At 45.9% G+C, this 24,826-nt stretch carries 21 protein-coding genes and 3 tRNA genes; 2 read left to right on the forward strand and 22 right to left on the reverse strand.

Annotated features, from left to right (window positions below; genetic code table 11):
- Nucleotides 1–3 precede the first annotated feature (3 nt).
- The 13 genes from yqeK to HNP76_RS08805 all read right to left on the reverse strand — a co-directional run bounded on the left by yqeK (nucleotide 4) and on the right by HNP76_RS08805 (nucleotide 11,218).
- On the reverse strand, nucleotides 4–582 hold the full coding sequence (yqeK, locus tag HNP76_RS08745) for a bis(5'-nucleosyl)-tetraphosphatase (symmetrical) YqeK (protein WP_184659565.1): 579 nt from the start codon (nucleotides 580–582) through the stop codon (nucleotides 4–6).
- Nucleotides 572–1,219 carry a nicotinate (nicotinamide) nucleotide adenylyltransferase gene (gene nadD, locus HNP76_RS08750; protein WP_184659567.1) on the reverse strand — a complete coding sequence of 216 codons (648 nt, stop codon included), beginning with the start codon at nucleotides 1,217–1,219 and terminating at the stop codon, nucleotides 572–574. The genes yqeK and nadD overlap by 11 nt, the downstream gene beginning before the upstream one ends.
- The gene (gene obgE, locus HNP76_RS08755) at nucleotides 1,216–2,346 is read right to left on the reverse strand and encodes a GTPase ObgE (protein ID WP_184659569.1); all 1,131 of its coding nucleotides are present in this window, start codon (nucleotides 2,344–2,346) and stop codon (nucleotides 1,216–1,218) included. The genes nadD and obgE overlap by 4 nt, the downstream gene beginning before the upstream one ends.
- A gap of 71 nt (nucleotides 2,347–2,417) precedes the next feature.
- Entirely contained in the window at nucleotides 2,418–2,675 is a 258-nt protein-coding gene (gene rpmA / locus HNP76_RS08760; protein WP_184659572.1) for a 50S ribosomal protein L27, read from the reverse strand.
- A gap of 1 nt (nucleotide 2,676) precedes the next feature.
- On the reverse strand, nucleotides 2,677–3,009 hold the full coding sequence (locus HNP76_RS08765; RefSeq protein ID WP_184659576.1) for a ribosomal-processing cysteine protease Prp: 333 nt from the start codon (nucleotides 3,007–3,009) through the stop codon (nucleotides 2,677–2,679).
- A 3-nt stretch (nucleotides 3,010–3,012) separates the two neighbouring features.
- Complete coding sequence (gene rplU / locus HNP76_RS08770) at nucleotides 3,013–3,324, reverse strand: 50S ribosomal protein L21 (RefSeq protein WP_184659578.1); 312 nt, start codon at nucleotides 3,322–3,324, stop codon at nucleotides 3,013–3,015.
- 210 nt (nucleotides 3,325–3,534) lie between these two features.
- Nucleotides 3,535–5,052 carry a Do family serine endopeptidase gene (locus HNP76_RS08775; RefSeq protein ID WP_184659580.1) on the reverse strand — a complete coding sequence of 506 codons (1,518 nt, stop codon included), beginning with the start codon at nucleotides 5,050–5,052 and terminating at the stop codon, nucleotides 3,535–3,537.
- Nucleotides 5,053–5,147: 95 nt separating this feature from the next.
- On the reverse strand, nucleotides 5,148–5,912 hold the full coding sequence (gene map, locus HNP76_RS08780; protein ID WP_184659582.1) for a type I methionyl aminopeptidase: 765 nt from the start codon (nucleotides 5,910–5,912) through the stop codon (nucleotides 5,148–5,150).
- A 28-nt stretch (nucleotides 5,913–5,940) separates the two neighbouring features.
- Nucleotides 5,941–6,702, reverse strand: coding sequence for a J domain-containing protein (locus tag HNP76_RS08785; protein WP_184659584.1), 762 nt, complete (start codon nucleotides 6,700–6,702; stop codon nucleotides 5,941–5,943).
- Between the two features lie 48 nt (nucleotides 6,703–6,750).
- Entirely contained in the window at nucleotides 6,751–8,658 is a 1,908-nt protein-coding gene (locus HNP76_RS08790) for a ribonuclease catalytic domain-containing protein (protein WP_184659586.1), read from the reverse strand.
- Between the two features lie 246 nt (nucleotides 8,659–8,904).
- On the reverse strand, nucleotides 8,905–10,023 hold the full coding sequence (locus HNP76_RS08795) for an ABC transporter ATP-binding protein (RefSeq protein ID WP_184659588.1): 1,119 nt from the start codon (nucleotides 10,021–10,023) through the stop codon (nucleotides 8,905–8,907).
- A 99-nt stretch (nucleotides 10,024–10,122) separates the two neighbouring features.
- Nucleotides 10,123–10,911, reverse strand: a complete 789-nt coding sequence (locus tag HNP76_RS08800; RefSeq protein ID WP_184659590.1) for a DUF554 domain-containing protein — start codon at nucleotides 10,909–10,911, stop codon at nucleotides 10,123–10,125.
- Nucleotides 10,912–11,136: 225 nt separating this feature from the next.
- Nucleotides 11,137–11,218 (reverse strand) — tRNA-Leu (locus HNP76_RS08805).
- A 164-nt stretch (nucleotides 11,219–11,382) separates the two neighbouring features.
- On the opposite strand from HNP76_RS08805, the gene HNP76_RS08810 reads away from it, so the two are divergent.
- The gene (locus HNP76_RS08810; protein ID WP_184659592.1) at nucleotides 11,383–11,784 is read left to right on the forward strand and encodes a GNAT family N-acetyltransferase; all 402 of its coding nucleotides are present in this window, start codon (nucleotides 11,383–11,385) and stop codon (nucleotides 11,782–11,784) included.
- Between the two features lie 26 nt (nucleotides 11,785–11,810).
- Here the strand turns inward: HNP76_RS08810 and HNP76_RS08815 are convergent, their stop codons facing one another.
- The 3 genes from HNP76_RS08815 to HNP76_RS08825 are packed head-to-tail and all read right to left on the reverse strand — an operon-like array spanning nucleotide 11,811 to nucleotide 17,414.
- Nucleotides 11,811–12,590, reverse strand: a complete 780-nt coding sequence (locus HNP76_RS08815) for a response regulator (protein WP_184659594.1) — start codon at nucleotides 12,588–12,590, stop codon at nucleotides 11,811–11,813.
- A 10-nt stretch (nucleotides 12,591–12,600) separates the two neighbouring features.
- Nucleotides 12,601–16,050, reverse strand: coding sequence for an ATP-binding protein (locus tag HNP76_RS08820; RefSeq protein ID WP_184659596.1), 3,450 nt, complete (start codon nucleotides 16,048–16,050; stop codon nucleotides 12,601–12,603).
- Nucleotides 16,047–17,414, reverse strand: coding sequence for a sensor domain-containing diguanylate cyclase (locus HNP76_RS08825; protein WP_184659598.1), 1,368 nt, complete (start codon nucleotides 17,412–17,414; stop codon nucleotides 16,047–16,049). Before HNP76_RS08825 ends, HNP76_RS08820 begins: the two co-directional genes overlap by 4 nt.
- Before the next feature lie 162 nt (nucleotides 17,415–17,576).
- Here HNP76_RS08825 and HNP76_RS08830 point away from each other — a divergent pair, with 162 nt between their 5' ends.
- A complete protein-coding gene (locus HNP76_RS08830) occupies nucleotides 17,577–18,785 on the forward strand; it encodes a GGDEF domain-containing protein (RefSeq protein WP_184659600.1) in 1,209 nt (402 codons plus the stop codon).
- 77 nt (nucleotides 18,786–18,862) lie between these two features.
- Here HNP76_RS08830 and fusA read toward each other — a convergent pair whose 3' ends face one another.
- The 6 genes from fusA to HNP76_RS08860 form a co-directional block, all read right to left on the reverse strand.
- On the reverse strand, nucleotides 18,863–20,923 hold the full coding sequence (fusA, locus tag HNP76_RS08835; protein ID WP_184659602.1) for an elongation factor G: 2,061 nt from the start codon (nucleotides 20,921–20,923) through the stop codon (nucleotides 18,863–18,865).
- Between the two features lie 50 nt (nucleotides 20,924–20,973).
- A tRNA-Lys gene (locus tag HNP76_RS08840) sits at nucleotides 20,974–21,046 on the reverse strand.
- A 22-nt stretch (nucleotides 21,047–21,068) separates the two neighbouring features.
- A tRNA-Lys gene (locus tag HNP76_RS08845) sits at nucleotides 21,069–21,141 on the reverse strand.
- A 214-nt stretch (nucleotides 21,142–21,355) separates the two neighbouring features.
- Nucleotides 21,356–22,747: a flagellar hook protein FlgE gene (gene flgE, locus HNP76_RS08850; protein WP_184659604.1), complete on the reverse strand. Its 1,392-nt coding sequence runs from the start codon at nucleotides 22,745–22,747 to the stop codon at nucleotides 21,356–21,358.
- A gap of 24 nt (nucleotides 22,748–22,771) precedes the next feature.
- Nucleotides 22,772–23,239: a flagellar hook assembly protein FlgD gene (gene flgD, locus HNP76_RS08855; protein WP_184659606.1), complete on the reverse strand. Its 468-nt coding sequence runs from the start codon at nucleotides 23,237–23,239 to the stop codon at nucleotides 22,772–22,774.
- A 70-nt stretch (nucleotides 23,240–23,309) separates the two neighbouring features.
- On the reverse strand, nucleotides 23,310–24,767 hold the full coding sequence (locus tag HNP76_RS08860) for a flagellar hook-length control protein FliK (RefSeq protein ID WP_184659608.1): 1,458 nt from the start codon (nucleotides 24,765–24,767) through the stop codon (nucleotides 23,310–23,312).
- Between the last annotated feature and the right edge of the window lie 59 nt (nucleotides 24,768–24,826).

Raw genomic sequence — 24,826 nt, forward strand, 5'->3', positions numbered from 1 at the left:
AGCTTACTCAGCAGACTCCTTCTTCAATTTTTCGTACAAGGCAAATGATTCAGGAGCAACGGTTTTTCCCTTTTTCTCAAGATATTCGATGTTTTCTTCAAGAACGGCAAGAACTATTCCGTGGCAGGAAAGAGACATGAGATTAGCCCGGTACTGGTCAGTTGACTGAGGCCGGCCAGGCTCAATTTTATCTGCAACAAAAAGCAAAAGCGCCAGGTCACAGGAATCTACCGAACCGAAAGTGTGGTTTGCAATCGCATCGATAATCTCAGGGTCGGTCACACCGAACATTTCCTGAATACGAACGGCTGCAGCCCTTCCATGAAGCAAAAAAGGCATCTCCTGCTCCATTTTTGTGATTGGCCGGCCGTCTTTACTGGCAAGCTCGAAGAGCTCTTCATCGCTGACGTCCTTGCACATGTCGTGGGCAATGCCTGCAAGCCAGCCCTTTTCTTCTGAAAGACCGTAATTTTTGCACAAGTCGGCAAGCATCTGGGCCGTGCGCTGGGAATGGGCAAAACGAGTTTCTTTTACGACGCTTTTTGTATATTCGGAAATTTTGTTAAACAATTCACCTTGCATAAAGATTCCTTTCTATAATATATTCAAAAACACGCTCGCTTACAAGATAACGCCATGCGCCGTCTTCCGCGATTTTCTGCCGGATTTCTGAAGAAGAAAGCTCAATCCGCGGATTTTCTACAATTTTATGAGGAAAGGGAAAATTCTCCCTGCTCACACCCTTCAAGGGATTCTTACCGTATTTTTCAGTGGGAGAATTCTGGAATTCAGCCTTCAAGCCAGAATCTTTGGGCCTCAGGGCAAGAATCAAATCAGCTTTTTGGGCAAGTTCTTCAGCCCTGTACCATTTGTCGTAATCAGCGATTAAATCCTCACCCATGATAAGCCCTATTTTGCCGTCAAGAAGCGAAGCATATTTTTGCTCAAGGAAGCAGATTGTGTCGTAAGTATAGGAAACCCCGCCCCTCTCTATCTCGCACGGCTCAGCCACAAAACGCTGGTCCCCGGAAACTGCAAGTTCCGTCATTTTTAGACGGTCAGACGCGGCAAGCTCACAGGAAAGTTCTTTGTGAGGGGGATTTGCCGTGGGAACGAAAAGAATTTTATCGTAGCCGAGATTTTTACAAACCGAGTCAGCGAGTATCAAATGCCCCACATGAATCGGATTGAAACTTCCGCCGAGCATGGCAATTTTCACGATTCATACTCCGACTTTTCTGAACCTGGCAGCTGCTCTTCCATAAATTCATCAACTGAGCGAGACTCCATAAATGAAGAAGCCTTTACCTTTGCCTCAGTCTTTTTTTCCTTCCATGATGAAAGCTCGCCGACAAGACCAAGAATTGCGATTCGGACATCGTTCAGGCCCTTGTGAGCCGCAACTGAAACCGGAATAACCTTTGTCTCAGGCTCAGTCTTTTTGATTTCCTCAGCGATTTTTGCAGCGTTTTCAGCCGCTCCCTCAATATCGATTTTGTTACAGAGAACGATATGAGGCTTGTTGAGAAGATCTTTTGAGAATCCTTCAAGCTCGCCACAGAGAGTTTTATAAGCGGTCATGCAGTTTTCGTCAGAACAGTCAATCATGAACAAAAGACCGGCCGTGCGCGAAATATGCTTTAAGAAGCGGATTCCAAGACCTGCACCCTCGCTGGCACCCTCGATGATTCCAGGAATATCAGCGATGATGACATCCTGCTCGCTGTCAGCACGCAAAACGCCAAGATTCGGAATTTTTGTGGTAAAAGGATAAGGAGCGATTTTTGGCCGTGCGTTAGTAAATGCATCCAGCAAAGAAGACTTACCTGCGTTCGGGAAGCCGACCAAGCCGATATCAGCCATAATGCTCAGCTCAAGGAGCAATTTACGGTATTCGCCCGGCTGGCCTTTGTTGGCCGTTCGCGGAGCCTGATTGGTTGAAGACTTAAAGTGAACGTTACCCCAGCCGCCGTTACCGCCTTTGAGGAAAACAAACTGCTCGTCTTCGCTCTCGGTTGTAAATTCCTTGATGAGTTCTTTTGTCTCAGCATCACGGATAGCTGTTCCAGGCGGAACTGCGATAACGATATCCTCTCCGTCCTTTCCGTATTTATTCCAGCCCATGCCGTCGCCGCCGTTCTTGGCTTTAAAGAAGCGCTTGAAACGGATGTTTGCGAGAGTCTTTACATTTCTCTTTACACAGAAGATAACATCGCCGCCCTTGCCGCCGTCACCACCGTTGGGACCGCCCATAGGCACATACTTTTCGCGGCGGAATGATACACATCCGTTGCCGCCCTTTCCTGACGTTACTTCAATTATTGCTTCATCAGCAAATTGTTTCATTTACAAATTCCTTATAAAAAAAACCCGGAGACAGAAAACTGAATCCGGGCTTTCATCAATTAAGTCGAAACTTATGCCTGAACAGGAACTACAGATGCGTATTTTCTGTTCATGCGCTCGTGGAATTTAACATTTCCGTCTGCTGTTGCAAACAAGCTGTCGTCTCCGGCACGTTTAACATTGTCGCCAGGGAAGATTTTTGTTCCACGCTGTTTAACGATGATTGAGCCTGCGGTTACGAATTCTCCGCCGTAAGCTTTAACACCCAAGTATTTAGGATTTGACTGTCGGCCGTTTTTTGCGCCGCTACCACCTTTACTTCGTCCCATTTTATTCCTCCGTAAGAATTACATTCTCAGGAAATTCTTTTGTAAGAGCTAAAATACCAGTTCTTAAAAAATCTCCGATACATTTAAGCTGGGCTTCCGTTTCCGGACTCTCAGTTTTGGCCTCAACGCTGAAGGAAAGTGCTCCCCGCGATGAAGCATCAGCAATCAAAAAAACATCTTCATTATGTGAAAGAACCTGCATTGCCGTGCGGATTAGAATTGTAATTGCCGCACAAACTATGTCAGTACCTTTCTTAGAAAAATCTGCGTGCCCGTTAGCTTGACATTTTTTTATCACGCCATTTTTGCCATAAGAAAGTGTTATGGAAGTCATCTATTAAAGAGTGATGTCCTTAACACGAATGTTTGTGTATTCCTGTCTGTGACCGATCAAGCGGTGATAGTCTTTCTTGCTCTTGTATTTGAAAACAAGAACTTTTTTGTCGCGGATGCTGTTTTCAACAACTGCGCTGACTTTTGCGCCTTTAACAAACGGTGTTCCTACAGAAATTTTGTCACCGTCGCTAACCAAAAGAACTGAGTCGATGTCAATTGCTGCACCTTCTTCAGCATCGATTTTGTCGACCTGAATAAGGGCATCTTTCTCAGCCTTGTACTGTTTGCCTTTGTATTCAAAAAGTGCGTACATGTAAAACCTCTTAATCGCCGCAAAGTGTAACGGAACTCTAACGACTAAAAATAAAATATAAGTACGAGATTATATCATTTATTACGAATTATGGTCAATACAAGGAATTAGCTTTTTTTGAAACCAGAAAATAAAAAAGCCACACGTTCTTAATCCGTGTGGCAAAAATCTCAGCAGTGTCAGAGAAGGAGGAAACTCTGACATTGCTTTTTAGTTCAATTTGTATCGTCCGGTGGAAATCGTGTGTCCGTCGTTGTAAACATCGAACCAGATTTCCTTGTTGCGGCTCAAGTCAAGGGCCTCGTAGAATTCCTTAAGGTTTGTGACTTTCTTGTCGTTGACAGCCGTAATTACATCACCGTTCTGGATTCGAAGGGCAGCTGCAGGAGACTTTTCAAGCACGTTGGTTACAGCAACGCCCTTTACCTTGTCATCAAGCTTGAGGCTCTCACGCAGTTTTTTAGTAAGTGGAGAAGCGATGAAGCCAGGCCAGAGTTTTGCATTGTCATTTGAAACGGCTTCAGTTCTTTCCTCAATCTTTACGGTGAGGGTGATTTTGCTTCCGCCACGGAGAACTACGAATTCAGCATTCTTGTCGGCAGGAAGGTAGGCAACCTCGCGGATAAGCTCGCTCTGGCTGTTTACGTTCTTGCCGTTAATCTGAATGATGTAGTCACCGGCCTGCATTCCGCCTTTTGCGGCAGGAGAATTGATGAAGACCTGAGATGCAAATGCACCCTTCTGACCTTTTACGCCAAGTTCCTTTTTATATTCATCAGTAACGTCAACAAGGGAAATGCCCAGCCAGCCGTAAGTGATTTTGCCCTTTGAAATGAAGTCGTCGATTGCCTTTTTGACAGAATTGATTGGAAGGGCAAAGCCGAGACCTACGCTTCCGCCTGAGCCTGAGGCAATCCAAGTGTTGATTCCGATTACCTCGCCGTAGATGTTTACGAGAGGGCCGCCAGAGTTTCCCTGGTTGATTGCGGCATCAGTCTGAATGAAGTCGTTCATGTTGCCGATCTGGTCGCCGCTTCGGCCTGTAGCGCTTACGATTCCCTGTGTGACTGACTGACGGTAGCCCAAAGGAGCACCCATTGCCAGACAGATGTCACCGGTCTGAACCTTGTCAGAATCGCCGAGGGTAGCTACTACTACATTCTCAGCATTTTTTGCATCGAAAGAAACAAGGGCTATGTCCTGGCGAGCGTCCGCACCGACCAGTTTTCCTTCAAATTCCTGTCCGTCATTGAGCTTTACAGTGATGTTTGTCGCCTTGCCTGCAACATGATTGTTTGTAAGGACATAGACAGTATCGCCGGTGCGCCTTACGATTACGCCGGAACCGAGACCTTTCTGCTCGTATTCACGTTTTCGTCCGCGTGACTCCGGATCACGTTCGCCCTCTCCGTTTGGATTTCCAAAGAAGAAGTCAAAAGGCCAGCCGTCAAAAGAGAATGGATTTGCAGGAGCTTCTTTTTTTTCTGTTACATCGATTTCAACGACAGATGGCAAGACTCCTGAAGAAATTGAGCGGAAAGAACTCTGCAAGGCTTCGATTACTTTGAGTGAATCTGCCGGAATTGTAACTGCAGGTTTTGAAGTGTCGGCAAAAGCCGTTGCCGCACTGCCCTGAACCTGAACCCGAGTGCATGAAAGGGAAAGGGCAGCAAATGCCAGGGCACAAGCCGCCGTTCCAGCCAAAAGACCTTTAGTGATTTTTTTCATATTTTTGCCTCCGAAAAGGATTATTTTTAGTAAAATCCTGTGATTTTCGATATCTAATAATATAATCCCGGAAGCAAAAATTAGTTACAGAAAATTTAGCAAACCAGATCGTCGCAGGCGGTCAGGACTTCCGTGTGGTCATGAAAGACTGCAACCGTGTGTTCTTCGTGGCAGCTCCACTTTCCGTCAGCGGTAAGGACTGTCCAGCCGTCGCTTGCAAGGTCAACGTCACCTGTTCCCAGGTTAATCATCGGCTCAATTGCCAGAACCATGCCTGCTTGAATGCGAGGATTCGGGCCGCCTTCCGGAAGGTTTGGAATGCTCGGATCCTCATGGACATCAAGGCCGACACCGTGACCGCAGTATTCGTAGACAACGCCGTAGCCATATCGTTCGTGAGCGACATCATAGACGGCATTTGAAATGTCACGGATTCTGTTTCCTGCAACACAGGCTGCGATTCCTGCCGCAAGGCTCTCGCGGGTAGCCTGAACAAGCCGGCGGATTGACGGTTTTACATCACCGACCATAACAGTATGGGTAGAATCCGAAATATAGCCGTCCAAATCAATTCCGATGTCGAGGGAAACGATGTCGCCGTCGTGGATAATTCTTTTTCGTGATGGAATTCCGTGGATTACCTCGTTATTGATACTGATGCAGGCAGCGCCCGGAAAATCCTCTTTGTACCAGGCTGGTTTTCCACCAACGCCTTTAATAAATTTCTTTACGAGGTCATCAACGTCCTTTGTGCTCATACCTGGATGCACCTGCGGAACTACCTCGCGGAACAAATCTGCCAGAGCATGGCAAGACTGCCTGATTCCTTCAATTTCCTTTTCATTCTTCAAACGAATCATAAAATCTATATCTCCTTGACATTTTCTTCTATTTTACTAACCTCAAGGCTTCTTCTTCGCAAATTCTTGCCGTAGCCTCGTCGCCCAGCCGCCTGTAAGCCGAAGCCATCTTGCGCAGGAAATTTGCATCGCTATTCTTACCGAAACCAAGTTCCAGAGCCCGCTCCCAGCAGTCCAGTGCCAGCTCGTCGGGGATTTTGCCTTCAAGATGATTTTTGAGCACGTTGGCGGCTAGTTCCATCACTTCGGGGAAAAAGAGTCTGAAATAATGATAGCTGTACTCCATGCGGATAATCTGCTCCAGCAGGATGAAGGCATCGTAATATTCCTGGCGGAGAACAAGTTCCTCACAGAGAATAAAACCGTAGTCCATAAAATCTTCGCGGGTAAACCACTTTGCAAGACGGAATCCAGCATGATTCATGCTCATCCGCTTGAACTCGGCAACCGCGTCATCCTCACGATTATGCATGAGGTCAAAAAAAATCAGCTTGGAACGGCTTTCTTCATCATTTCGCTTTAAAAGCCATGCCCGGTAATCAAAAGAATTTACCGACCGGTTGTAATGACCGCCCGCCCTGCGGGTAAAATAAGATTCATCAAAAAGGGAGCGCTGCTTGGCATCGGACAAAATCTCATAAGCCTTGACCAGCTGGCGGAATTCTTCCGTGGTCGCCGTATCCTGAGAAGCGTCGGGATGTAAGAGTTTCGCCTTCTGACGGTATGCCCGCTTGATTTCTGCCGCCGTGGCATCATGACGAACACCGAGAATCTTATAACAGTCTTCCAAAGCACCTATATAATAAAACTTTTTGCTTTTTTATACAAATGGAAATTCTTATATTACCGTGAATACGACTTCCAGGTTAGGAAGGTCAATTTTTCCGGCTTTTAGCTGCACTGTGCCGTTCAAGTCAACCGGGGCTTCACCGCCAATCGTAGTTTCCATTCCAAACTGACTGATGAAATACAGGGCACGGCCAGGCTGCTTGTCAACGCAAATCGCCTCACCCTGCCAGTCAGGATGCTGCAAGAGATAAACAAGGGTCCAGTGAGTGCGGCTGTTGCGCTCGGCCTTTTTGGAAGCCTGCATTGCGGCGTCTCCCTCGCTCATCCTCATAAGCATAGTGTCCTTATCGATTAGAGCCTCACCCTTCAAGAAGGCACGGAGCTGCTCATGACCGAGAAGATCGCCATAACGGCGGAGCGGAGAAGTCACCTGAGAATACATTCCAACTCCAAGACCTGCATGGCTGGCCGGAGTAATGTTCACATTTCTCTTTCTCATGCATTTTCTGAGACGGAACTGCCCCGCAAGCCCTTCCGGGATATCCTTCGGCACTTCAGGAACGTCCTGTGAAATGAACGGGAAAGGAATATTGTTCTTGAAGGCAAATTTTGCAGCACCCTCGCCCGCTAAAACCATTGCCTCACGGACTACCTCACCGCTTTCATATCGGGGCACGTCTTCAAAAGTCACTTCTTTTGTCTCAGGCTCGACCGTGATATGGACTTCAGGAATTGAGATATTAACCGCCCCAGCCTTGCACCTTCGCTCAAAATTACGTCGTGCGATTTCAAAAAGAGGCTTTAATTCAGGACTTTCCTTTAACTCATCGGCTTTTTTGTATGAGAGCCGCTTAACGTCAACAATCGTGCGCAAAACCTCACAGTCTTTCAGGTCCCCGTTTTCATTAAGCTTAATCTTAAAACTCAAAGCCCGGCTTTCCTGGCGCAGTCCCAAGGCATAGTCTTCAAGGCAATCTTCACTCAGCATTCGGGCAGCCCCTTCAGGAAGATAAAGAGTCGCTCCCCTTCCCCTGGCAACCTTGTCGATTTCAGAATCAGGAGTAACAAAACAGGCCGGATCCGCAATATGAACCCACAAAAACTCTCCGTCAAAGGCAATCGCATCATCCGGGTCAGTTGACCACTCGCTGTCTATCGCATAGGAAAGGCCCGGCACGCGGACACGCTCTTCTTCCGGCGGAAGGCCAAGGGAGACATTCGCACTTTTTGCACTGAGCCCCAGGCGGACAGGATAGGGGTTTCTCGTAATATCCCAGATTTTTGTATCGAGAAGAAGCTTATGGGCCTTTTCCGGCAGTTCCTTAAAGCCGGCATCCTTCATCGTCTTGCTTTTATCGGTTGTTCCCAGGGCAAGAGCTTCAACGTCCCCCATGAATTTTGAATCCTCTGGAAGGAGATTTTTTGCCTTGAGGCGCTCAATAAAGGCAGCACGGATTTCTTCGGCATGTTCTTTTTCAAAAGCCTTGTTTTTAAGTTCGGTGATTTTTTCGGCAGAACGGGGAATAAAGAATATCTGATTATCGCGAAGGATTTCTTCAAATTCGTAGGAAGATTTGAGGGCTGAATAAATGCCCCACGACTCGTTGGCATTAAGCTCACCACGAAGAAGGTCTGCCATATCAGAAAAAGTCTGCTCAAGAGCGGCCGTCTCTTCATCACTCAGCAAAAGTTCGTGGATTTCTGCAATCTGGCTTTTTACGTCGCTCTTTTCTGCACAGGCACATTCAGCAAAATCAAGGAGGGCGTCGATGGAAGAAGCCTCTCCATCACACAAAAGAATTACATCCTTTTCGCGGACTTTCTGGCTGGCATAAACGGCCTTTTTACCGCTGGCCGTAGCACGGGACACGCACCATGAAACAAGAAATTTATCACCATCCCGCTCACCGACAAGAGCAGGCAGATTTTTATAGATTACGACAGAATTTTTCTTCATGGCAAGATTTTAACAGATTTTTTGCAAAGAGTACACTCAAACAAAAACATGCCGCTATCGCGACAGCCACAAACAGAGTGTTTTTGTTCGGCTGCTTTATAAAAAAAAGCCCCGAGTCTTGCCTTGAAAAACAGGACTAGGGGCTTATAAAAATCAGTAGTTCATTTCCGCGGAAAAATCATAGATTTTTCCGAGACTCGCCTACAAACTCACCTCGTGAGTTTGTTCGCTAACGCGACCGGCTCCCTACCACTTCTTCTCGATCTCTGGTTCACAGATGTTGATTTCTGTTTCGAGGTCGAAGAATTTTGCACGTGCCATATCTGGTGTGAAGTTGATGGTGTCGCCGAGCTGAACAACAACTTCTGGAGAAACTTTAGCTACGATGTTTGCATCGCGAACCTGTACGAATACGTGTGTTTCTGCACCGAGTGGCTCTTTGTTTGTAACTTTAACCTGCATGTTGTTCTCTGCAGCTGGAGCTGCCTGATACTGCAAGTCCTCTGGGCGGATACCGAATGTAACTTCTTTTCCGACATATGCTTTGAGGTGTTTCTGCTGATCCTCTGTTGGGATAAGAGTGAATGCACCTTCGTTTGCTACGACTTTTCCATCTTTCTCTTCAATCTTGAGTTTGAAGAAGTTCATTGGTGGTGTACCGATGAAGCCTGCAACGAATTTGTTGATTGGGTGGTTGTAGAGATACAATGGCTCACCAATCTGCTGGATTCGTTTTTCTGACATAACAACAATTTTTGTACCCATTGTCATAGCTTCAACCTGGTCGTGAGTAACGTAAATCATTGTTGCCTGGAGGCGGTGATGGAGAGAAGCGATCTCACCACGCATTGTAACGCGGAGTTTAGCGTCGAGGTTAGAAAGAGGCTCGTCGAACAAGAATACTTTTGGAGAACGAACGATTGCACGTCCTACAGCAACACGCTGGCGCTGACCACCAGAAAGTGCCTTTGGTTTGCGGTCAAGGTACTGTGTGAGGTCGAGCATTTTTGCAGCTTCTTCGACTTTGCGCTGAATTTCGATTTTTGGCTCTTTGCGGATTTTGAGACCGAATGCCATGTTGTCAAATACGGTCATGTGTGGGTAAAGAGCGTAGTTCTGGAATACCATTGCGATATTGCGGTCTTTTGGCGGAACGTCGTTCATGAGCTCACCGTCGATAAGAAGCTCACCGTCAGTGATGTCTTCAAGACCAGCAACCATGCGGAGAGTTGTTGATTTACCGCATCCAGATGGACCTACGAATACACAGAATTCGCGGTCTTCGATTGTTACATTTGACTTCTCAACAGCAAGAACGTTGCCGTCATAGATTTTTGTAACGCCTTTAAGTTCTACTTTTGCCATTTTTTCCTCCTGTGGCATAAAGGGATTATTTTTATATGTCCATTTTAAGCGACATTCAAAAGGAAATCAAGCAAAAATTTTAGATTTTGCCGTTAAATTTTATAAATGAAGCAGACTCTTAACAAAAGGCTCGCAAAGGACAAAAATCACGCTGAAGAGCACGGCCGGCAGGTAATTTGCAGTCTTCACTTTTTTCAAGCCCATAAGGTTTATACCAATCAGGATAATCAAAGCACCGCCGCTACCGGTCAGTTCGGCAAGCATCTGCTCGCTCACATAAGGGGCAATCAAAACTGAAAGCAGGGTGAGCGCTCCCTGATAAATAAAAATCGAAATCACAGAAAAAGCAGTACCCACGCCCATCGCAACGGCAAAACCAATCGAAATAAATCCGTCAAGAATCGATTTAAGGAAGATAATTGAATAATCGTGCTCGATTCCAGCCTTAAAGCTGCCCACAATAGCCATGGCACCCACGCAAAAGAGCACGGACGCATTCAAAAAGGCATAGGCGAAGTTTTTCTTGGGTTTCCCATCACTAAAAGAGGATGGAAGCGGCTCAAGCTCAGCTTGAGCCGAGACTCGCTCAAAACCTGCGTGCTTGCCCCGAGAATCCTTCATGAAAATTTTTTCCAGAAATTTGCCAAAGGCGAGGATTTTGCCGTCTATGTCCAGAAGGGTGCCGACGATTCCGCCCAGAATCAGGGCCAGGGCCAGGTAAACGACGTTCTGATATTTAAACGACATCTGTACGCCCATTACAAAGGAAACAAGGCCGCAGGCAAGCTGAATTGAATCAGTGACTTTCTGAGGAATCTTTTTCGCAAACAAAAGGCCGACAAAGCAGCCAATCAAAATCGTGGCACAATTAACAAACACGGCAATCATTTTTTTTATCTCCAAAGAAAGAAGTGCAAGTTGTGCTCCCAGCAAGAACCGCCCCTGCAACTCGTGCGGAGAACCATGCGACATCCATGTCGCGACAAGTTTTTTGACAAGCAAAAAACTTGCGGTCAACTGGCTTTTTGCCGCATCCGTGCGGCGATTTACGAGAACGCACAGTTGTACACCGATAAATTAAAAAGGCTTCCAATTCGGAAGCCTTTTAGTAAGTGCGGAGAACCTGACTTGAACAGGCACAGCTTGCGCCACTAGCACCTCAAGCTAGCGTGTCTACCAATTCCACCATCCCCGCAACTGATGTAATAGATAATATACAAAACGCTAAAAAGTGTCAATAGTAAAAAAAGAAATTTTGCAAAAAAAATGAAAAAATTTTTCAGTTTTAAATCCGCGTGACAAGAAGGTCCTGATGCAAGTCTTGAAATCCAAAATCTTCTATTATAAAATTAACTGAACATGAACCTTAATTATCGAATTGTTGACAATGACATTTTTGAGTCTTACATGGCAATGGAAGGCTGGGACAATTTTCCTCTTCTCAAGTCTTACACCGAAAACGGTGAATTCGGCTATCTTTTAAAAGACAGCGATTACATGATTTTCGACTTCAAGCCTTCCAACGACTTTCTAAAGGCTGTCTGCATCTACAAGCTGCTGGGCGACCTTCTCATTATCGATCTTTTCGAAGTCAACAAAAATTACAGGGGGCTGGGAATCGGCACCGCTGCAATGGAAAGGCTCATGCTTGAAACCGGAGCCAAAAAAGTCACGCTGGCAGCAAAAGACACCAACGCAGAAATTTTCTGGACTTCAATCGGAATGCAAAAAATCGACGAGCAGACTTTTGAATTCTCTTAAAGCCCCGCGCGGGGATCAGACTTCCTTTATTCGGCAATGATAATCCTGTTCTTAAAGAAGTCCTTTACAGCACCCCTGATTTCATCAGGCCGCTTGCTCTTTAAAATGTAACCTTCAGGCTTCAAGTGCATTACGCTCATTACGCTTTCCCTGTCACTCTTGGCCGTCAGGAAAATTACCGGCAGGTTTCTAATGTTCTTGTCGGTGCGGATTTTTGTCAAAACCATAGGTCCGTCCATTTCAGGCATTTTGTAATCAAGAAGAACAAGGTCAACAGGGTGCATGTCCAGAAACTGAATCGCCGCCTTGCCCGAATTTACCAGAGAAACCTCAAAATCATCGTTCAGCCAGTTTTTGATGCTTCGGAGCATAATCGGCTCGTCATCAACAACGAGAACCCTCTTTTTCTCAACCTCGTTTTTTTCGATGTATTCAAGAAGCTGAGTCATGTCAAACAGGTAGCCGGGAAAGCGGACCGAAGGAATCTTATTGAAATATTTATCCTCTTCGATTCCAAATGAAAAGGAAGCGCCGATAAAATAGACGAAAAATCCGTACTTTTTCTGAGCCTCACCAAGACTATGGATGATATTAAAATCCATTTCCTCAGAAAGACAGACGATGAAATGCTTTCTTCTGTCACCTTCACCGAAAGCAACTCCGACATTATCCGGGATAGTCAGGCGGACAGCACAGTCAGGATTTGCCTCTTCGAATTTCTGGATAAAATTTTTTACCAGCAGGCGGGAATCATCACCAATAACGAAAATTTCCTTTTCTTTTTCCTTTTCAACTTCATTTTCCATAAATCACTCCTTACTTTTCTGTCTGAAGAAATTCTTTTAAGGCTATAAAATCTACATTATCCACCAAGCCGCGGATTTTTGCATATTTTTCGCTAAAACCATCTGGGATTTTGCATTTTTCAAGTTCTTCCATAACGGCATCAAGTCCGTCGATGTCAAAACTTTCCGCGCATTCCCCGATTTTTTCCAACTTCTCAGTAAAATCCTGCTCCGAGATTTCAGTCTTTTCACCGTCATCCTCATCAAGGAAAATCTGACGAATTTTTTCTTTTAAGGCTAGATAATCATTCATGAGGGGCTTATGTTCTTTCTGAATTTCCTCAAATTCTCCGCTGTCAGCACAGTTTTCCAGATGCTCGGCCCGCCCCGAAATCTCATTTGCCCCAATCAGGCGGGAAGTGCTTTTCAAAGCATGGATTTTTATTCCGTAGTTCGCCCAGTCCTCTGCCTCAAAAAACTGCTGCAGTTCCAGGGCCTTTTCGTCCGCCGAAGTGCAGTATTGTTTAAGCGATAACTCCAAAGTTTCCGGGGTTCCGCAATTTGCAAGGGCAGACTCAAATTCTATTTCCGAGATTGAAGAGACTTTTTCAACAATATGATTCTCGACCGGTGCGATTGATTCTTCCGGCTCCACAGACTCAAGATATTCCGGAGGCAGGTACTTTTTAATCATCTCCTCAAGCTTTGAAGGCTCAACCGGCTTTGAAAGATAATCCGAAAATCCCTCATCAAGATACATCTGCCTTACGCCGGAGATTGCATTTGCCGTAAGCGCTATGCAAGCCTTGCCCCTGCACAGATTTGATTCGAGTTTCTCCATTTCATGAAGGGTTTCGATTCCGTCCATTTCAGGCATTCGGTGGTCAATGAAAAGAATGTCGTATGTTTCCTGCTGGACTTTCTGCAGGGCTTCCCTTCCGCTGAGAGCCGTATCAATCTGGATTCCGGTCTTTTTAAGCAGGCCCTTTACGACCTCAAGATTCATTTCCGTGTCATCGACGAAAAGCAGTTTTGCCCTTGGAGCGTGGAGTTTTTCCTTGTACTTTGACACAAGAAGGGCGTTCTTTTTATAAGCCTCATTGACGTCGCCGACCTCTTCCCAGTCAAGAACTTCCTGCACGACGACAAAGCTGAAGTCAGAGCCCTTGCCGTATTCACTTTGGACTTCGAGCTTTGTTCCCATCATGCTGAGGATTCGGGTGACGATGCTCATGCCAAGCCCCGTACCTTCGATTGTCCTGTTCTTTTCTTCTTCAATACGCTCAAATGGCGAGCAGAGTTTTTCCATGTCGGCTTTTTTGATTCCGATTCCCGTGTCCTTTACGCTGACTTTTAAGGCTATGCTCTTTTCATCAAGCTTTTCGTAACCCAGGCTGAAGGTGACGCTGCCCTCGTTCGTGTATTTTACGGCATTCGTGAGAAGATTGAGGATGCACTGCTTGAGCCTTACGCTGTCACCCAGAAGGATTTTTGGCAGGCTGTGATCGGCGTTTATAATCAGGTCAAGGTTCTTTCTTTTTGCCCTTTCTGAAATCATGTTGACCAAATCGACTACAATGGAAGAAACGTCGTATTTTTCCGGCAGAATTTCCATCTTTCCGGCTTCGATTTTTGAGAAGTCAAGGATTTCATTTACGATTTCAAGCAGGTTCGTTCCTGCGATTTTTATGTTAGCGGCGTAACCAAGAATCGACGAGTCTTCCGCCTCACGGAGAATCATTTCGTCCATTCCGAGGACCGCGTTAATCGGAGTGCGGATTTCGTGGCTCATGTTTGCAAGGAAAGCACTTTTTGCCTGACTTGCCGCCGCATTCTTTTCTGCAGCGAACTTGAGCCGGTCTCGCTCAGTCTGAAGCTGGTCACGCTCCTTCTTTTCGGCATCGATGTATTCAACTGCCCAGAGGACGTGGTTCAGGCTTCCGTCATCCTGCCTGTCCATGGCGATAAAGCGGCCCCGGCACCATTTTCCACCGGCACCAAGAAATTCCTGGGCAACCGTGATTCTTTCTTTTAATCGCTCGTTAATCGTATCAAGATTTACGAAGGGAAGCAGGGTATCCCAGGAAGTCTCGTCCGAAGTCTGCTTCATTACCTCAGGCAGAACTTCCTTTGCATTTCCAATCGAACGCCTGATTACGTCTCCGATGTCCTTGCGGCTGTGGATTTCAGTAAAAGTGTCGTTCTTCAGGTCAATTTCGTGGATGGAAAGGTACATGCTGGCCAAGAATTCGCTCTTGCTCTGGCTTTCAGAAATTGCCGCTTCCTTTTCTTCCCTTTCCCGCACAGTCTGCTCGCGGATATAGCTGATGTATTCCTTCATCTGAGTGGTCATTTTACGGATATTGTCCGCGAGGATTCCGATTTCATTTTTTGACTCATAGGGAATATTGCTGTAGAGTTCGCCCCGGCTCAGCTTAAAAGTCGCTTCCGTCAGGATCTGAATAGGATGAATGATTTTTTCTGAGGCTACGGCCACGGCAAACCAGGTCAAGGCAAGAACAATCAGAAGAATCACCAGGTAAAAGACTAACTGATTGATGCGGCTGGCGGTTATCATAGAATGAGGAATGGCAATTACAAGGGACATGCCGTTTTCCAGCTTTTTAAGAAGCCCGATGTGACGGCTGCGGTTCCAGACAAATTCGCTCAGGGAATCAGATTTTTCGTTCTTCAGCAAATCAAAAATGAAATTCAGATTTGCCGACTGTTCAACAGAATTTTTGAGAAGGTGGGAGCGGTTTGAATAGATGAGGTTGCGTTCGCTTCCGATAAGAAGGGCCAGAGAATTTTCGACAGGCAGGGTTTCAACCATGTCTTTGAGGACGGCAAGCTTTAAGTCCATTCCGACGACGCCCAGCAATTCTCCGTTTTTATAAATGGGGGCGACATAGGAAATCATCTGGACGTCTATGTTTTTGTTCTCATAGGGATTGGTCCAGACAGGTCTTCTTGCCCAGATAGGCGTGTAGTACCAGCCAACGTGCTCCTTGTCATTGGGTAAAAATTTACTCAAATCAGTGTTACGAACCCTTACAAAGCCAGTTTTTTTGTTTCCCATGTAGAAAAATCCACTTTCAGGGCCAAAACGCTCGGCTTCCATCCTGAAAAAGAGGGAGACGACTCCCTTGGGATTTCCCGGATAGGCGGTCATTTTCCTGCCCAGAGTGGCCATGTATTCTTCTTCGTATTTGGGGTCTTTTAAAATCCTCTCTTCGTCAATTGACTCAAGAATATAACCGGAGGCCACTTTTACGGCATCCTCAACGTCAGAAAAATTCTTGTCGAGCTCATTCTGTTTTTTTTCGGCCATAAGAATGACAGACTGGGAAATGCCCTTCCTGAAATTTGAGTCGTTGTAAAAGAAACTGAAACCCGCCGTCAGCAAAAAAGTCAGGATTTCAAGAGCAAAAACACCTGCGAAAGTCTTGGCTTTAAGCGAATAATGGCCTTTGTTTATCATACTTCCCGCTTAACTCCATTTCCACCGGCTGTTTTTACGGCATAGCAGAGCTGAACCGCCCTGTGATAATTCGTCTTGATACTCTGAGAAAGATCTACCGCAACGACTCCAACTGAAACCGAAACATCAAGGTTATCCTTTACAAGCGAGCAGAATTCATTGAATTTTATTTCCGCCTCATCAGAAAGAACCTCATAAAAAATTACAAATTCATCGCCGCTCCAGCGGAACATGATTCCCTTGTCACCGATGATATCCTTTGCATATTTGACGACGCCGAGAATTACCTCATCACCGTCTTTTGTCTCATTTTCGACCTTGAATTTATCAATATCGAACATGACCAGAGACTTGTAGCGGGTTGTATTGAAAATTCCCAGCTCACCAAATGATTCCTTGAGGTAATTGCGGTTGGGAAGGCCGGTCAGAGAATCTTCGATAGTCTGTGGCTTCTGGAACCTGTGGGAAGGAATGTCCTTCTGCCCCCACAAATCCGCAATCAAAATCAAAAGAAGAAGGAGATAAAGCGTGATGACAAGGAAGGTGATTCCAATCCGTTTTTCACCGCTTCCAATGTCATGGACAACAAGATACCAGCCCAAATCAGCCATGTAACGGGTCATGCGGAAGCCGCCAAAGCTCTGGGGCGTGTAAACGAATTCCTTTTCGGTCGCATTGTCTGCAATAGCTTCGGAAATATAGGCATTCTTTATGTTGCTGGAGTCGGTATCAACCTGAACCAGGCCCTCTGCATCTATCAGATTGATTTTAAGGCCGTATTCTGACTCAGCATCGGAAAGCAACTTCTGCAAGTCATCCATAAAAACGCCGATGCCGCACACGCCGACCAGTTTTCCGTCTGAATCTTCGACGCGGGCATTAACAAAAACAGTCCAGCGGTAGTCGTAAACTTCATCGCGGTCGGTCTCAAGACGAAGGTCCTGGCCGGAATCGAGGAAAAGCTGGAACCAGCTGTCATAAGGGTCCCTCTGGGGATTTATGATTTTTGCGATTCCGCTTGAAGTGTAGTATCTGCGGGTTTTCTCCGAGATAACGAATGCGACCAGATAGCCGAACTTTTTTCTGATGGAAGCGAGGTAATCAGCAAGCAGGTCTTCCATCTGGTCTTCGGACATATTTTCTTCTGATTTTAAGGCGTTTAACAGGAAAGTGTCAGCCGACATGTACTGGGAAATAACAAAAGGCTTGCCGATGGCAGCGTAAAGAGAATCGTGAAAATGATTTGCAATAAGGTCTGTTTTTTGGGTATCACGCCTTGCACTGCGCAAAATCGAAGGTGTCAGTAAAGAAATAACTAAGGCAGACGCAAAAACCAGGATTGTTATTACCAGCTTTTTGGACAAAAGGACCTCCCCCCTGAATCTTTAAATAGTATTATAACATGATATATTAAAATTTGGAAATTTTTTAAGATTTTTTTACGATTTTTCTTTTCAGAATAATTAAAGGCATGTTATAATTTAACAATACTGTAAAACAGCAATATGCGCCCAAGGGAGCAAGCTATGTACTATGCAAGCATCGGAATTATTGCACTGCTGATACATGTCATCATTAATTATGATGTGCTGGTTAAAACAAAAACAAAAGATCTTACCTCATCGCAGAAAGCGTATAAAGTCTTTCTGCACGGCGTCGAGGCATATTATGTCGTCGACATTTTCTGGGAAGTATTTTTTAATTTGCAAATTCTGCCCCTCATTTTTATTGAGACATCAATTTATTTTGTAGTAATGGGATTCTCAGTTTTATTGTGGACTAAGTATGTGACTGTCTACATTAACGAAAAAAGCCGCTTCATGACTATTTTCAAGTATGGCGGCCAGTTTTTCTTTATTTCGCAGGTAGTCATCCTTATTTTAAATTTCTTCTGGCCTATTGCCTTCTGGCTCACCCCGGACGGCTCCTATCACACAGGAACAGCAAGAAGCGTAAATCTGGGCTTCCAGTTTATCTTGTTTCTGGCCACTTCAATCCGCATGCTTTTTGTCACGCTGAAAATACACAACCAGGCAAAGCAGCGGCATCTTGCAATCGCATTTTTTGGAATTGCAATGGACCTTTTCGTTGTCCTGCAGAGTCTTTACCCCCTCATGCCCTTTTATTCAATCGGCTACATGCTGGGCACCTGCCTCATCCACACATTCGTTCTCGAGGATGAAAAGGAAGCAAGGCGAATGGAACTCGCAAAGCTTCGTCTGGTTGAAAGGATTCAGGAAGCAGAACTGGGAAGCGCAAGGCAGATGGCTTATCAGGATCCTCTCACGGAAGTCAAAAACAAGAACGCCTACATGGAAGACATCATTGGAATTGAAAGGCGGCTAGAGGACAGGCTTCTGGACTATTTTGCCCTTGTGGTATTCGATGTAAACGGCTTAAAGGATATCAACGACACCAAGGGCCACGCTGAAGGAGACAAATACATCAAGTCCGGTGCAATGCTGATCAGCAGTATATTCAGGAATAGTCCGATTTACAGGATTGGCGGAGACGAATTTGTCGCTTTCCTCAAGTGCGAGGATTACAAAAATAAAGAAAAGCTGATTGAAGAATTCAACAGTCAGGTAGAAAGGAACTTAAAGGAAGGCAAGGTTGTAGTTTCCTGCGGCTACGCAGAATTCAACCCGCAGACAGACAAAAAATACCAGAACATCTTCGAGCGTGCAGACAAAAACATGTACGAGCGCAAGAAGGAATTAAAGGAAAAGCTATAAAACTGAATTTTCTGCTTATAACAAAAACGGTCAGAATCGAGTCTGACCGTTTTTTTGTTATAGACCGTAAATTCGATTTAGTATGCTGAATCCAGGCCGCCTACTTTCTGCTGGAAGTGAGCGAACTCCATGCTGAATGAAGCGCGTCCCTGTGTTACAGAACGAAGGTTTGTTGAGAATCCGAACATTTTTGCCATTGGCGCGATACAGTGAACGATTTCACCGCTGGCTTTTGAGTCCTGGCCCTGAATCATGCCGCCACGCTGAGTAATCTGGCTGATTGCGTCACCGACGAACTCAAGTGGACAAGAAATGTCTACGTTCATGACAGGCTCAAGAATCTGAGGTACAGCCTTTTCTGCGGCCTCATCAAAAGCCTGGGCAGCACATGCAGTGAAGGCAAATGGCGTGCCTGTAAGCTCGTTGTAGTCGATTTTTGTGACCGTAACGCCGATATCAGCACAAGGATAGCCGTATTTGATTCCAGAAGAGAATGAGTTCTCGATTCCGCTCTTGATTGCATCGTAAATTTCTTCCGGAATTTCCGCACTGTGGGCTTCGCAGGAATATGTGTTGCCGCCCCCCTGCTCGTTGCGGCGGATTTTGATTGTAAGGCCTGCGGCGTTGTCCTTGCCGGCAAGGTTCTTTTCCCAAGTAGAAGAAACTTCGGCTTCGTTTGTGACAGACTCGCGGTAAGTTACCTGTGGGGCACCTACGTTTGCCTTTACGCCGAAATCGTCCTTCATGCGGGTTACGAGAACGTCGAGGTGAAGCTCACCCATACCCGAAATAATCAGCTGCCCTGTTTCCGCATCCTCGTGGCTTGTGAATGTAGGATCCTCGCGGCTCATGATTGCAAGAGTTTCAACAAGCTTGTCCTTGTCGCTCAAAGTTTCAGGCTCGATAGCGATTGAAATTACAGGCTCAGGGAATTTGAGGCTTTCAAGAAGGATTGGCATTCCCTCGCTGCCCAAAGTGTCGCCAGTCTGAGAGATTTTGAGGCCTACGAAAACTGCGATGTCACCGGCCTGAACAGAGTCCATCTGCTCCATGTGGTTTGCATTTACGCGGAGGATTCGGTTGATTCGCTCACGCTTTTTCTTTCCTACGTTGAGAGCCTGGCTTCCTGCAGTGAATTTGCCCGAATAAACACGGACAAAGGCAAGTGCGCCCATTTCGCGGTCCTGCTGGATTTTGAAAACAAGGCCGAGAGGCATTTTCTTTTCGTCGCAAGGAATCTCGACAGGCTCTTCCTTGTCTTTTTTTACGTGAAGGCCCTTTGCAGGAGGAACGTCTGTAGGACATGGGAGATAGTCGATTACGGCATCAATCAAAGGCTGAACGCCCTTGTTACGGCGGGCCGTACCACAGAGGCATGGAACCAGAGTACGGTTGATTGTGAGGGTGCGGAGAGCCTTTTTGAGCTGCTCGTTTGTGATTTGGCCGCCCTCAAGATAAATCATTCCAAGCTCATCGTCGTTTGAAGCGACTGCATCGATGAGTTTTGCCCGCCATTCTTCGGCGAGGTCCTTGTACTGGTCAGAAATGTCTGATTCTGTGAAAGTTTCGCCCTCATCTTCTTCATTCCAGCGGATTTCCTTCATTGTAAGAAGGTCGATTACGCCGTCAAAATCTTCGCCCTGTCCCATCGGAACCTGAAGGGCAACTGTTGTAACGCCGAATTTTTCGTGAACGTCGTTGATTGAATAGAAGAAATCAGCACCGATTCGGTCCATTTTGTTTACGAAGCAAAGGCGGGGAACAGAGAATTCGTCGGCCTGCTTCCAGACAGTCTCAGTCTGTGGCTGAACGCCGTCAACGGCACAGATTACGGCAACGGCACCGTCCAAAACGCGCAAAGAACGCTCAACCTCGGCAGTAAAGTCTACATGGCCCGGAGTGTCGATAATATTGATTGTGTAGCCCTTCCAGTCGGTGGTGATTGCGGCAGAAGCGATTGTGATTCCGCGCTCCTGCTCCTGTTTCATGAAGTCCATTGTTGCCGCACCGTCGTCAATTTCGCCGATACGGTGAATTTTACCGGTATAATAAAGGATACGTTCTGTAGTTGTGGTTTTTCCTGCATCGATATGCGCCATGATTCCAATGTTGCGCATCTTCTGTAAGTTAAGTGCCATAATTTACTCCAATCAAAAAAAAAGGAACATCCGGGCAGATGTTCCTTATGTGAGCTATGATGGATTCGAACCATCGACAGCCGCCTTAAAAGGGCGGTGCTCTACCTACTGAGCTAATAGCCCAACTCCAACAAAGAAACTTTAATGAGCTATGATGGATTCGAACCATCGACAGCCGCCTTAAAAGGGCGGTGCTCTACCTACTGAGCTAATAGCCCATGTGTTCATTGCTGAATGAATAGGATATTATATCAAAAAGAATTTTTAGTCAATAGATAAGCAATGAAATTTGCAAAAAAATAGGAGCCAGGACTATTTCCTGACTCCTTAGCAAATATTTTTTATCAATCAGGCTAATCTGCCGCATGGACGCGGCACAAAGCAAGTTGACCGCAAGTTTTCATTTATGAAAACTTGTCAAGGCATGGATGCCTATCGTTTGAGTGAAAGTACAGTCTCAAGCAGTGTATCTGCTGTTGTGATTGTCTTTGCGTTTGACTGGAAGCCGCGCTGTGTAACAATCATGTCTGTGAACTGCTCGGTCAAGTCAACGTTTGACATTTCCAATGCACCTGCCAAGAGGCTTCCTGCACCAGCGATGCCAGACTCGTTGATTTTTGCCTCGCCAGAGTTGTTGCTCTTAACGTATGTGTTGTCACCGGCTTTCTCAAGACCATTCTGGTTTGCGAAAGTTGCAAGGGCAATCTGTCCGAGTGTGCGGTTTGTGCCGTTTGAGTAAACGCCAGTGATTTTACCTGTTGAGTCAATCTTGAAGTTCTCAAGATAGCCCATTGTGTAGCCGTCCTGATAGAAAGCTTTTGTTGAAGAAGCTGAAGCGCTCTGTGTTACAGTGTTGATCATGCTTCCGATTGTTCCCAGGTTGATGTTCATTGTCTGGCGGTATGGATTTCCGTCTGCATCAGCATTTGAATCAGGAACTGTGTAAGAAGCCTGGAGGATGATTTCTCCGTCCGGGTTAGAAGCATTTCCTGCTGAATCTGTTACAGAAGCCAAAGTTCCGTTGTTGTCGAAAGTTACAGTGAATGTATTTTCAACGCCGTCTGTTGTTCCCAAGCCTACGCGAGTCTGTGTGAAGTCTGCATTGTCCGGGTCAACGAGAACAGAAGCTGTCCACTGGTTCGGGTTTCCACGAACGCGTGAGAAGTTTACGTTAAGAAGATGCTCGTTTCCGAATGAGTCGTATACTTTGAATTCTGTGTTCCATGTACCTTTGGCAATGTCTGCCTCAGTCGGGTTTTCTGGAATCTCAGGTGTGTTTTTGTTCAAGTTACATGCGAAGTTGATGTTCTGAGTTGCTTTTGCAGGATCTTTTGAACCTACAGGGATTGTAAGGTCTGTTGGTGTTGCAGCAGACTGAACGATCATCTCGCCGTTGAGTTCACGAGCCATCCAGCCCTGAACGCGCATACCGTTAGCCGGGTTTACGAGTGTTCCGTTCTGGTCGAGTGAGAATGCACCTGCACGAGTGTAATATGTTTTCTCGCCGCTTTTCTCGATGAAGAAACCGTTGCCCTGAATTGCAATATCAGTTGAGATTCCTGTTGACTGCAAGTTTCCCTGTGTGAATACAGTGTCGATTGCAGCAACTGTCATACCCAAGCCGACTTCTTTAGGGTTAACACCGCCCTTCTCTTCGGTTGGTTTTGCGGCTCCCTGGAGCTGCTGGCTGATCATGTCCTGAAAGTTGACACGACCGCGTTTGAAACCAGTTGTGTTTACGTTGGCAATGTTGTTGCCGATTACATCCATTCGTGTCTGATGATTCTGCAAACCAGAAACGCCAGAATAAAGTGATCTCATCATATCGCTACCCTCTTTTTATATACTTTAGAAACCGTAGACGGTCTTGATTTTATTCATATCGTAGAACATACCGTTCACCTGAACCTGCGGGGTGTTTCCTCGTGTGGCTGCCTCAACAACACCAGTAGTTGCCTGTTCTGCTCCCAAATCAATCTGAACCGTTCGTCCAAGAAGGCTCTGTGCCTCGCTTGAATTGAACATAGCTGTCATTCTTTCGAAGTTCTGGCTCATGTTTGTCATCTGCTCGAGAGATGAGAACTGTGCCATCTGCGCGATGAATTCAGTGTTCTCCATCGGGCTTGTCGGATCCTGGTTAGTCATCTGAGCCATGAGGAGCTTGAGGAAGTCGTCCTTGCCAAGTTCCTTGCTTGCGACTCTGCCCTGGCGAAGCTCTGCGTCGAGTTTCTTGTTGAATCCGTTTACAACATTGTCGACCTTGAACTTGTCCTGAGCGCTCATCGTTGTGTTGATGTTAGTTGCAGTCATTTCCATTTTTTACCCCACAAGTAGCGTCATCCGCTACACTTCAAATATCGGCATCGAAAACCGCTACTTTAGAAGATTACGCAACAATATTGATGCCATAAGCATTGTCTACGTAAGAATCTGCGGCAGCTTCGGATGCCAGAGACCTTGGCGTTACGAATTCGCCGTAGCTTTTCTGTGCGAAGAGCTGCTTATTCTGGTTTTCGCCCTGGGCAAAGCCCTGCTGATTCGACTGGTTGTTTGAGAAATTCAGGTCAAAGCTGCCGGTTTCGAATCCGCTTTCGGTGAAAGCCTGCTTGAGGGAAGGAAGACTCTCCTTGAAAGCTTCCATAGCCTCTTTTGTGTTAACCATAATCTGGGCAGAAAGATTTTTGTCGTCGAGGTTGAGCGAGATTTTTACATTGCCCAAGCCCTCCGGCCTCAAAATCAAGTTGATCGAGCCCTGATTGTTGTCTTTAAGGACGATATTTCCAGCCTTTACGAAGTCAGGAGCATTTTCCTGAACGGCATTTGAAAGCATTGCCTGGAAGTTAGATCCGGATGCCCCGGCCGTCTGTGCTGAAGAAGAAGTGATGTTCTGCTCAGCCTTTGCCGCAAGCTCCATGGTCATCTGGATATTGCCGTCAGCCTGCTTCTGCATTGAAAGATTGATTTCCTTTTTCTCAGCAGCCTTCTGAACGATTTTGTCCGAAGCGATTTTTGACTCACTTTCATCAAGCAAGTGATGAGTCCTCAAATCGTGAACTGAAATTTTTGAATCAGACTTCTTTTCATTTGAAGCGATTTTTCTGTCATCTAGAGCCAGCTCACTTTTTACCGCCCCCCTTGCCACAGGTTCGGCATTTTCAACGGCCTCAAGGAAAAGTTTCGGATCGCTTACAGCAAGATTCTGCGCGATTTCAAGTTTTTCTTCCTCAGATTCCTCGCCAGGAATGAATTCAACTGCGGCGTCAATGAGGGCGGAGAAATCTTCGTTAGAAATGTCTTCGTTCTCAGCATCTTTCGATGAAGCGACAAGCCATGCAAGCATTTTGTCGTCAATCTCAGGATTTTCAGCAAGTCCTTCAAGAGACTCGATCGAAGCTTCATTTTCATTTTTTGCTGAAATTGTCCGGATTCTGTAATTTTCCGAAAGATTCATGCCGTGAGCAGAAAGGATTTGACCGTCTTCGTTAGTCTTAGCGAGATTTTTTAAATTTTCTTCACTTTTTTCTTCGTCGGAAGATTTTCTCTGGGTCAGTTTTTCAGATTTCTCATTCTTCTCAGAAACTTTCTCTTCGTTTTTATCAGAAATTTTTGAAGAATCGGCATTTTCGTCATTTCTTGCAATTTTTTCTGATTCAACTGCAGCTTTCTCTTCTGTTTTTTCACTTTTTACAGATTCTGAAGCTGAGTCGGCCTTTCTTGCATCACGAAGCAAATCCGCAAAAGAAGCTTTTTCGCTGGAAGAAGTTCTCTGACTCTGTGAAAGCTCCTGCGCGAAATCAGCCTGAGAAGCCTGGGTCTGTACTTGAGAAATTGAAAGTATATTCATGCTTTGTCTCCCGTAAAACCGAAAGCCTGCGCCCACTAGCCACCCACGCAAACTTTTTG

The sequence above is a fragment of the Treponema ruminis genome, assembly GCF_014201975.1.
GTDB classification, from domain to species: domain Bacteria; phylum Spirochaetota; class Spirochaetia; order Treponematales; family Treponemataceae; genus Treponema_D; species Treponema_D ruminis.

Coding starts and splice junctions, on each gene's coding strand:
- HNP76_RS08810 (WP_184659592.1), top strand. CDS start 11,383: ATGAACCTTAATTATCGAATTGTTGACAATGACATTTTTGAGTCTTAC.
- map (WP_184659582.1), bottom strand. CDS start 5,912: ATGATTCGTTTGAAGAATGAAAAGGAAATTGAAGGAATCAGGCAGTCT.
- HNP76_RS08820 (WP_184659596.1), bottom strand. CDS start 16,050: ATGATAAACAAAGGCCATTATTCGCTTAAAGCCAAGACTTTCGCAGGT.
- yqeK (WP_184659565.1), bottom strand. CDS start 582: ATGCAAGGTGAATTGTTTAACAAAATTTCCGAATATACAAAAAGCGTC.
- HNP76_RS08765 (WP_184659576.1), bottom strand. CDS start 3,009: ATGACTTCCATAACACTTTCTTATGGCAAAAATGGCGTGATAAAAAAA.
- HNP76_RS08800 (WP_184659590.1), bottom strand. CDS start 10,911: ATGATTGCCGTGTTTGTTAATTGTGCCACGATTTTGATTGGCTGCTTT.
- HNP76_RS08790 (WP_184659586.1), bottom strand. CDS start 8,658: ATGAAGAAAAATTCTGTCGTAATCTATAAAAATCTGCCTGCTCTTGTC.
- rplU (WP_184659578.1), bottom strand. CDS start 3,324: ATGTACGCACTTTTTGAATACAAAGGCAAACAGTACAAGGCTGAGAAA.
- HNP76_RS08795 (WP_184659588.1), bottom strand. CDS start 10,023: ATGGCAAAAGTAGAACTTAAAGGCGTTACAAAAATCTATGACGGCAAC.
- obgE (WP_184659569.1), bottom strand. CDS start 2,346: ATGAAACAATTTGCTGATGAAGCAATAATTGAAGTAACGTCAGGAAAG.
- HNP76_RS08775 (WP_184659580.1), bottom strand. CDS start 5,052: ATGAAAAAAATCACTAAAGGTCTTTTGGCTGGAACGGCGGCTTGTGCC.
- flgD (WP_184659606.1), bottom strand. CDS start 23,239: ATGGAAATGACTGCAACTAACATCAACACAACGATGAGCGCTCAGGAC.
- HNP76_RS08860 (WP_184659608.1), bottom strand. CDS start 24,767: ATGAATATACTTTCAATTTCTCAAGTACAGACCCAGGCTTCTCAGGCT.
- HNP76_RS08815 (WP_184659594.1), bottom strand. CDS start 12,590: ATGGAAAATGAAGTTGAAAAGGAAAAAGAAAAGGAAATTTTCGTTATT.
- fusA (WP_184659602.1), bottom strand. CDS start 20,923: ATGGCACTTAACTTACAGAAGATGCGCAACATTGGAATCATGGCGCAT.
- rpmA (WP_184659572.1), bottom strand. CDS start 2,675: ATGGGACGAAGTAAAGGTGGTAGCGGCGCAAAAAACGGCCGACAGTCA.
- HNP76_RS08830 (WP_184659600.1), top strand. CDS start 17,577: ATGTACTATGCAAGCATCGGAATTATTGCACTGCTGATACATGTCATC.
- flgE (WP_184659604.1), bottom strand. CDS start 22,747: ATGATGAGATCACTTTATTCTGGCGTTTCTGGTTTGCAGAATCATCAG.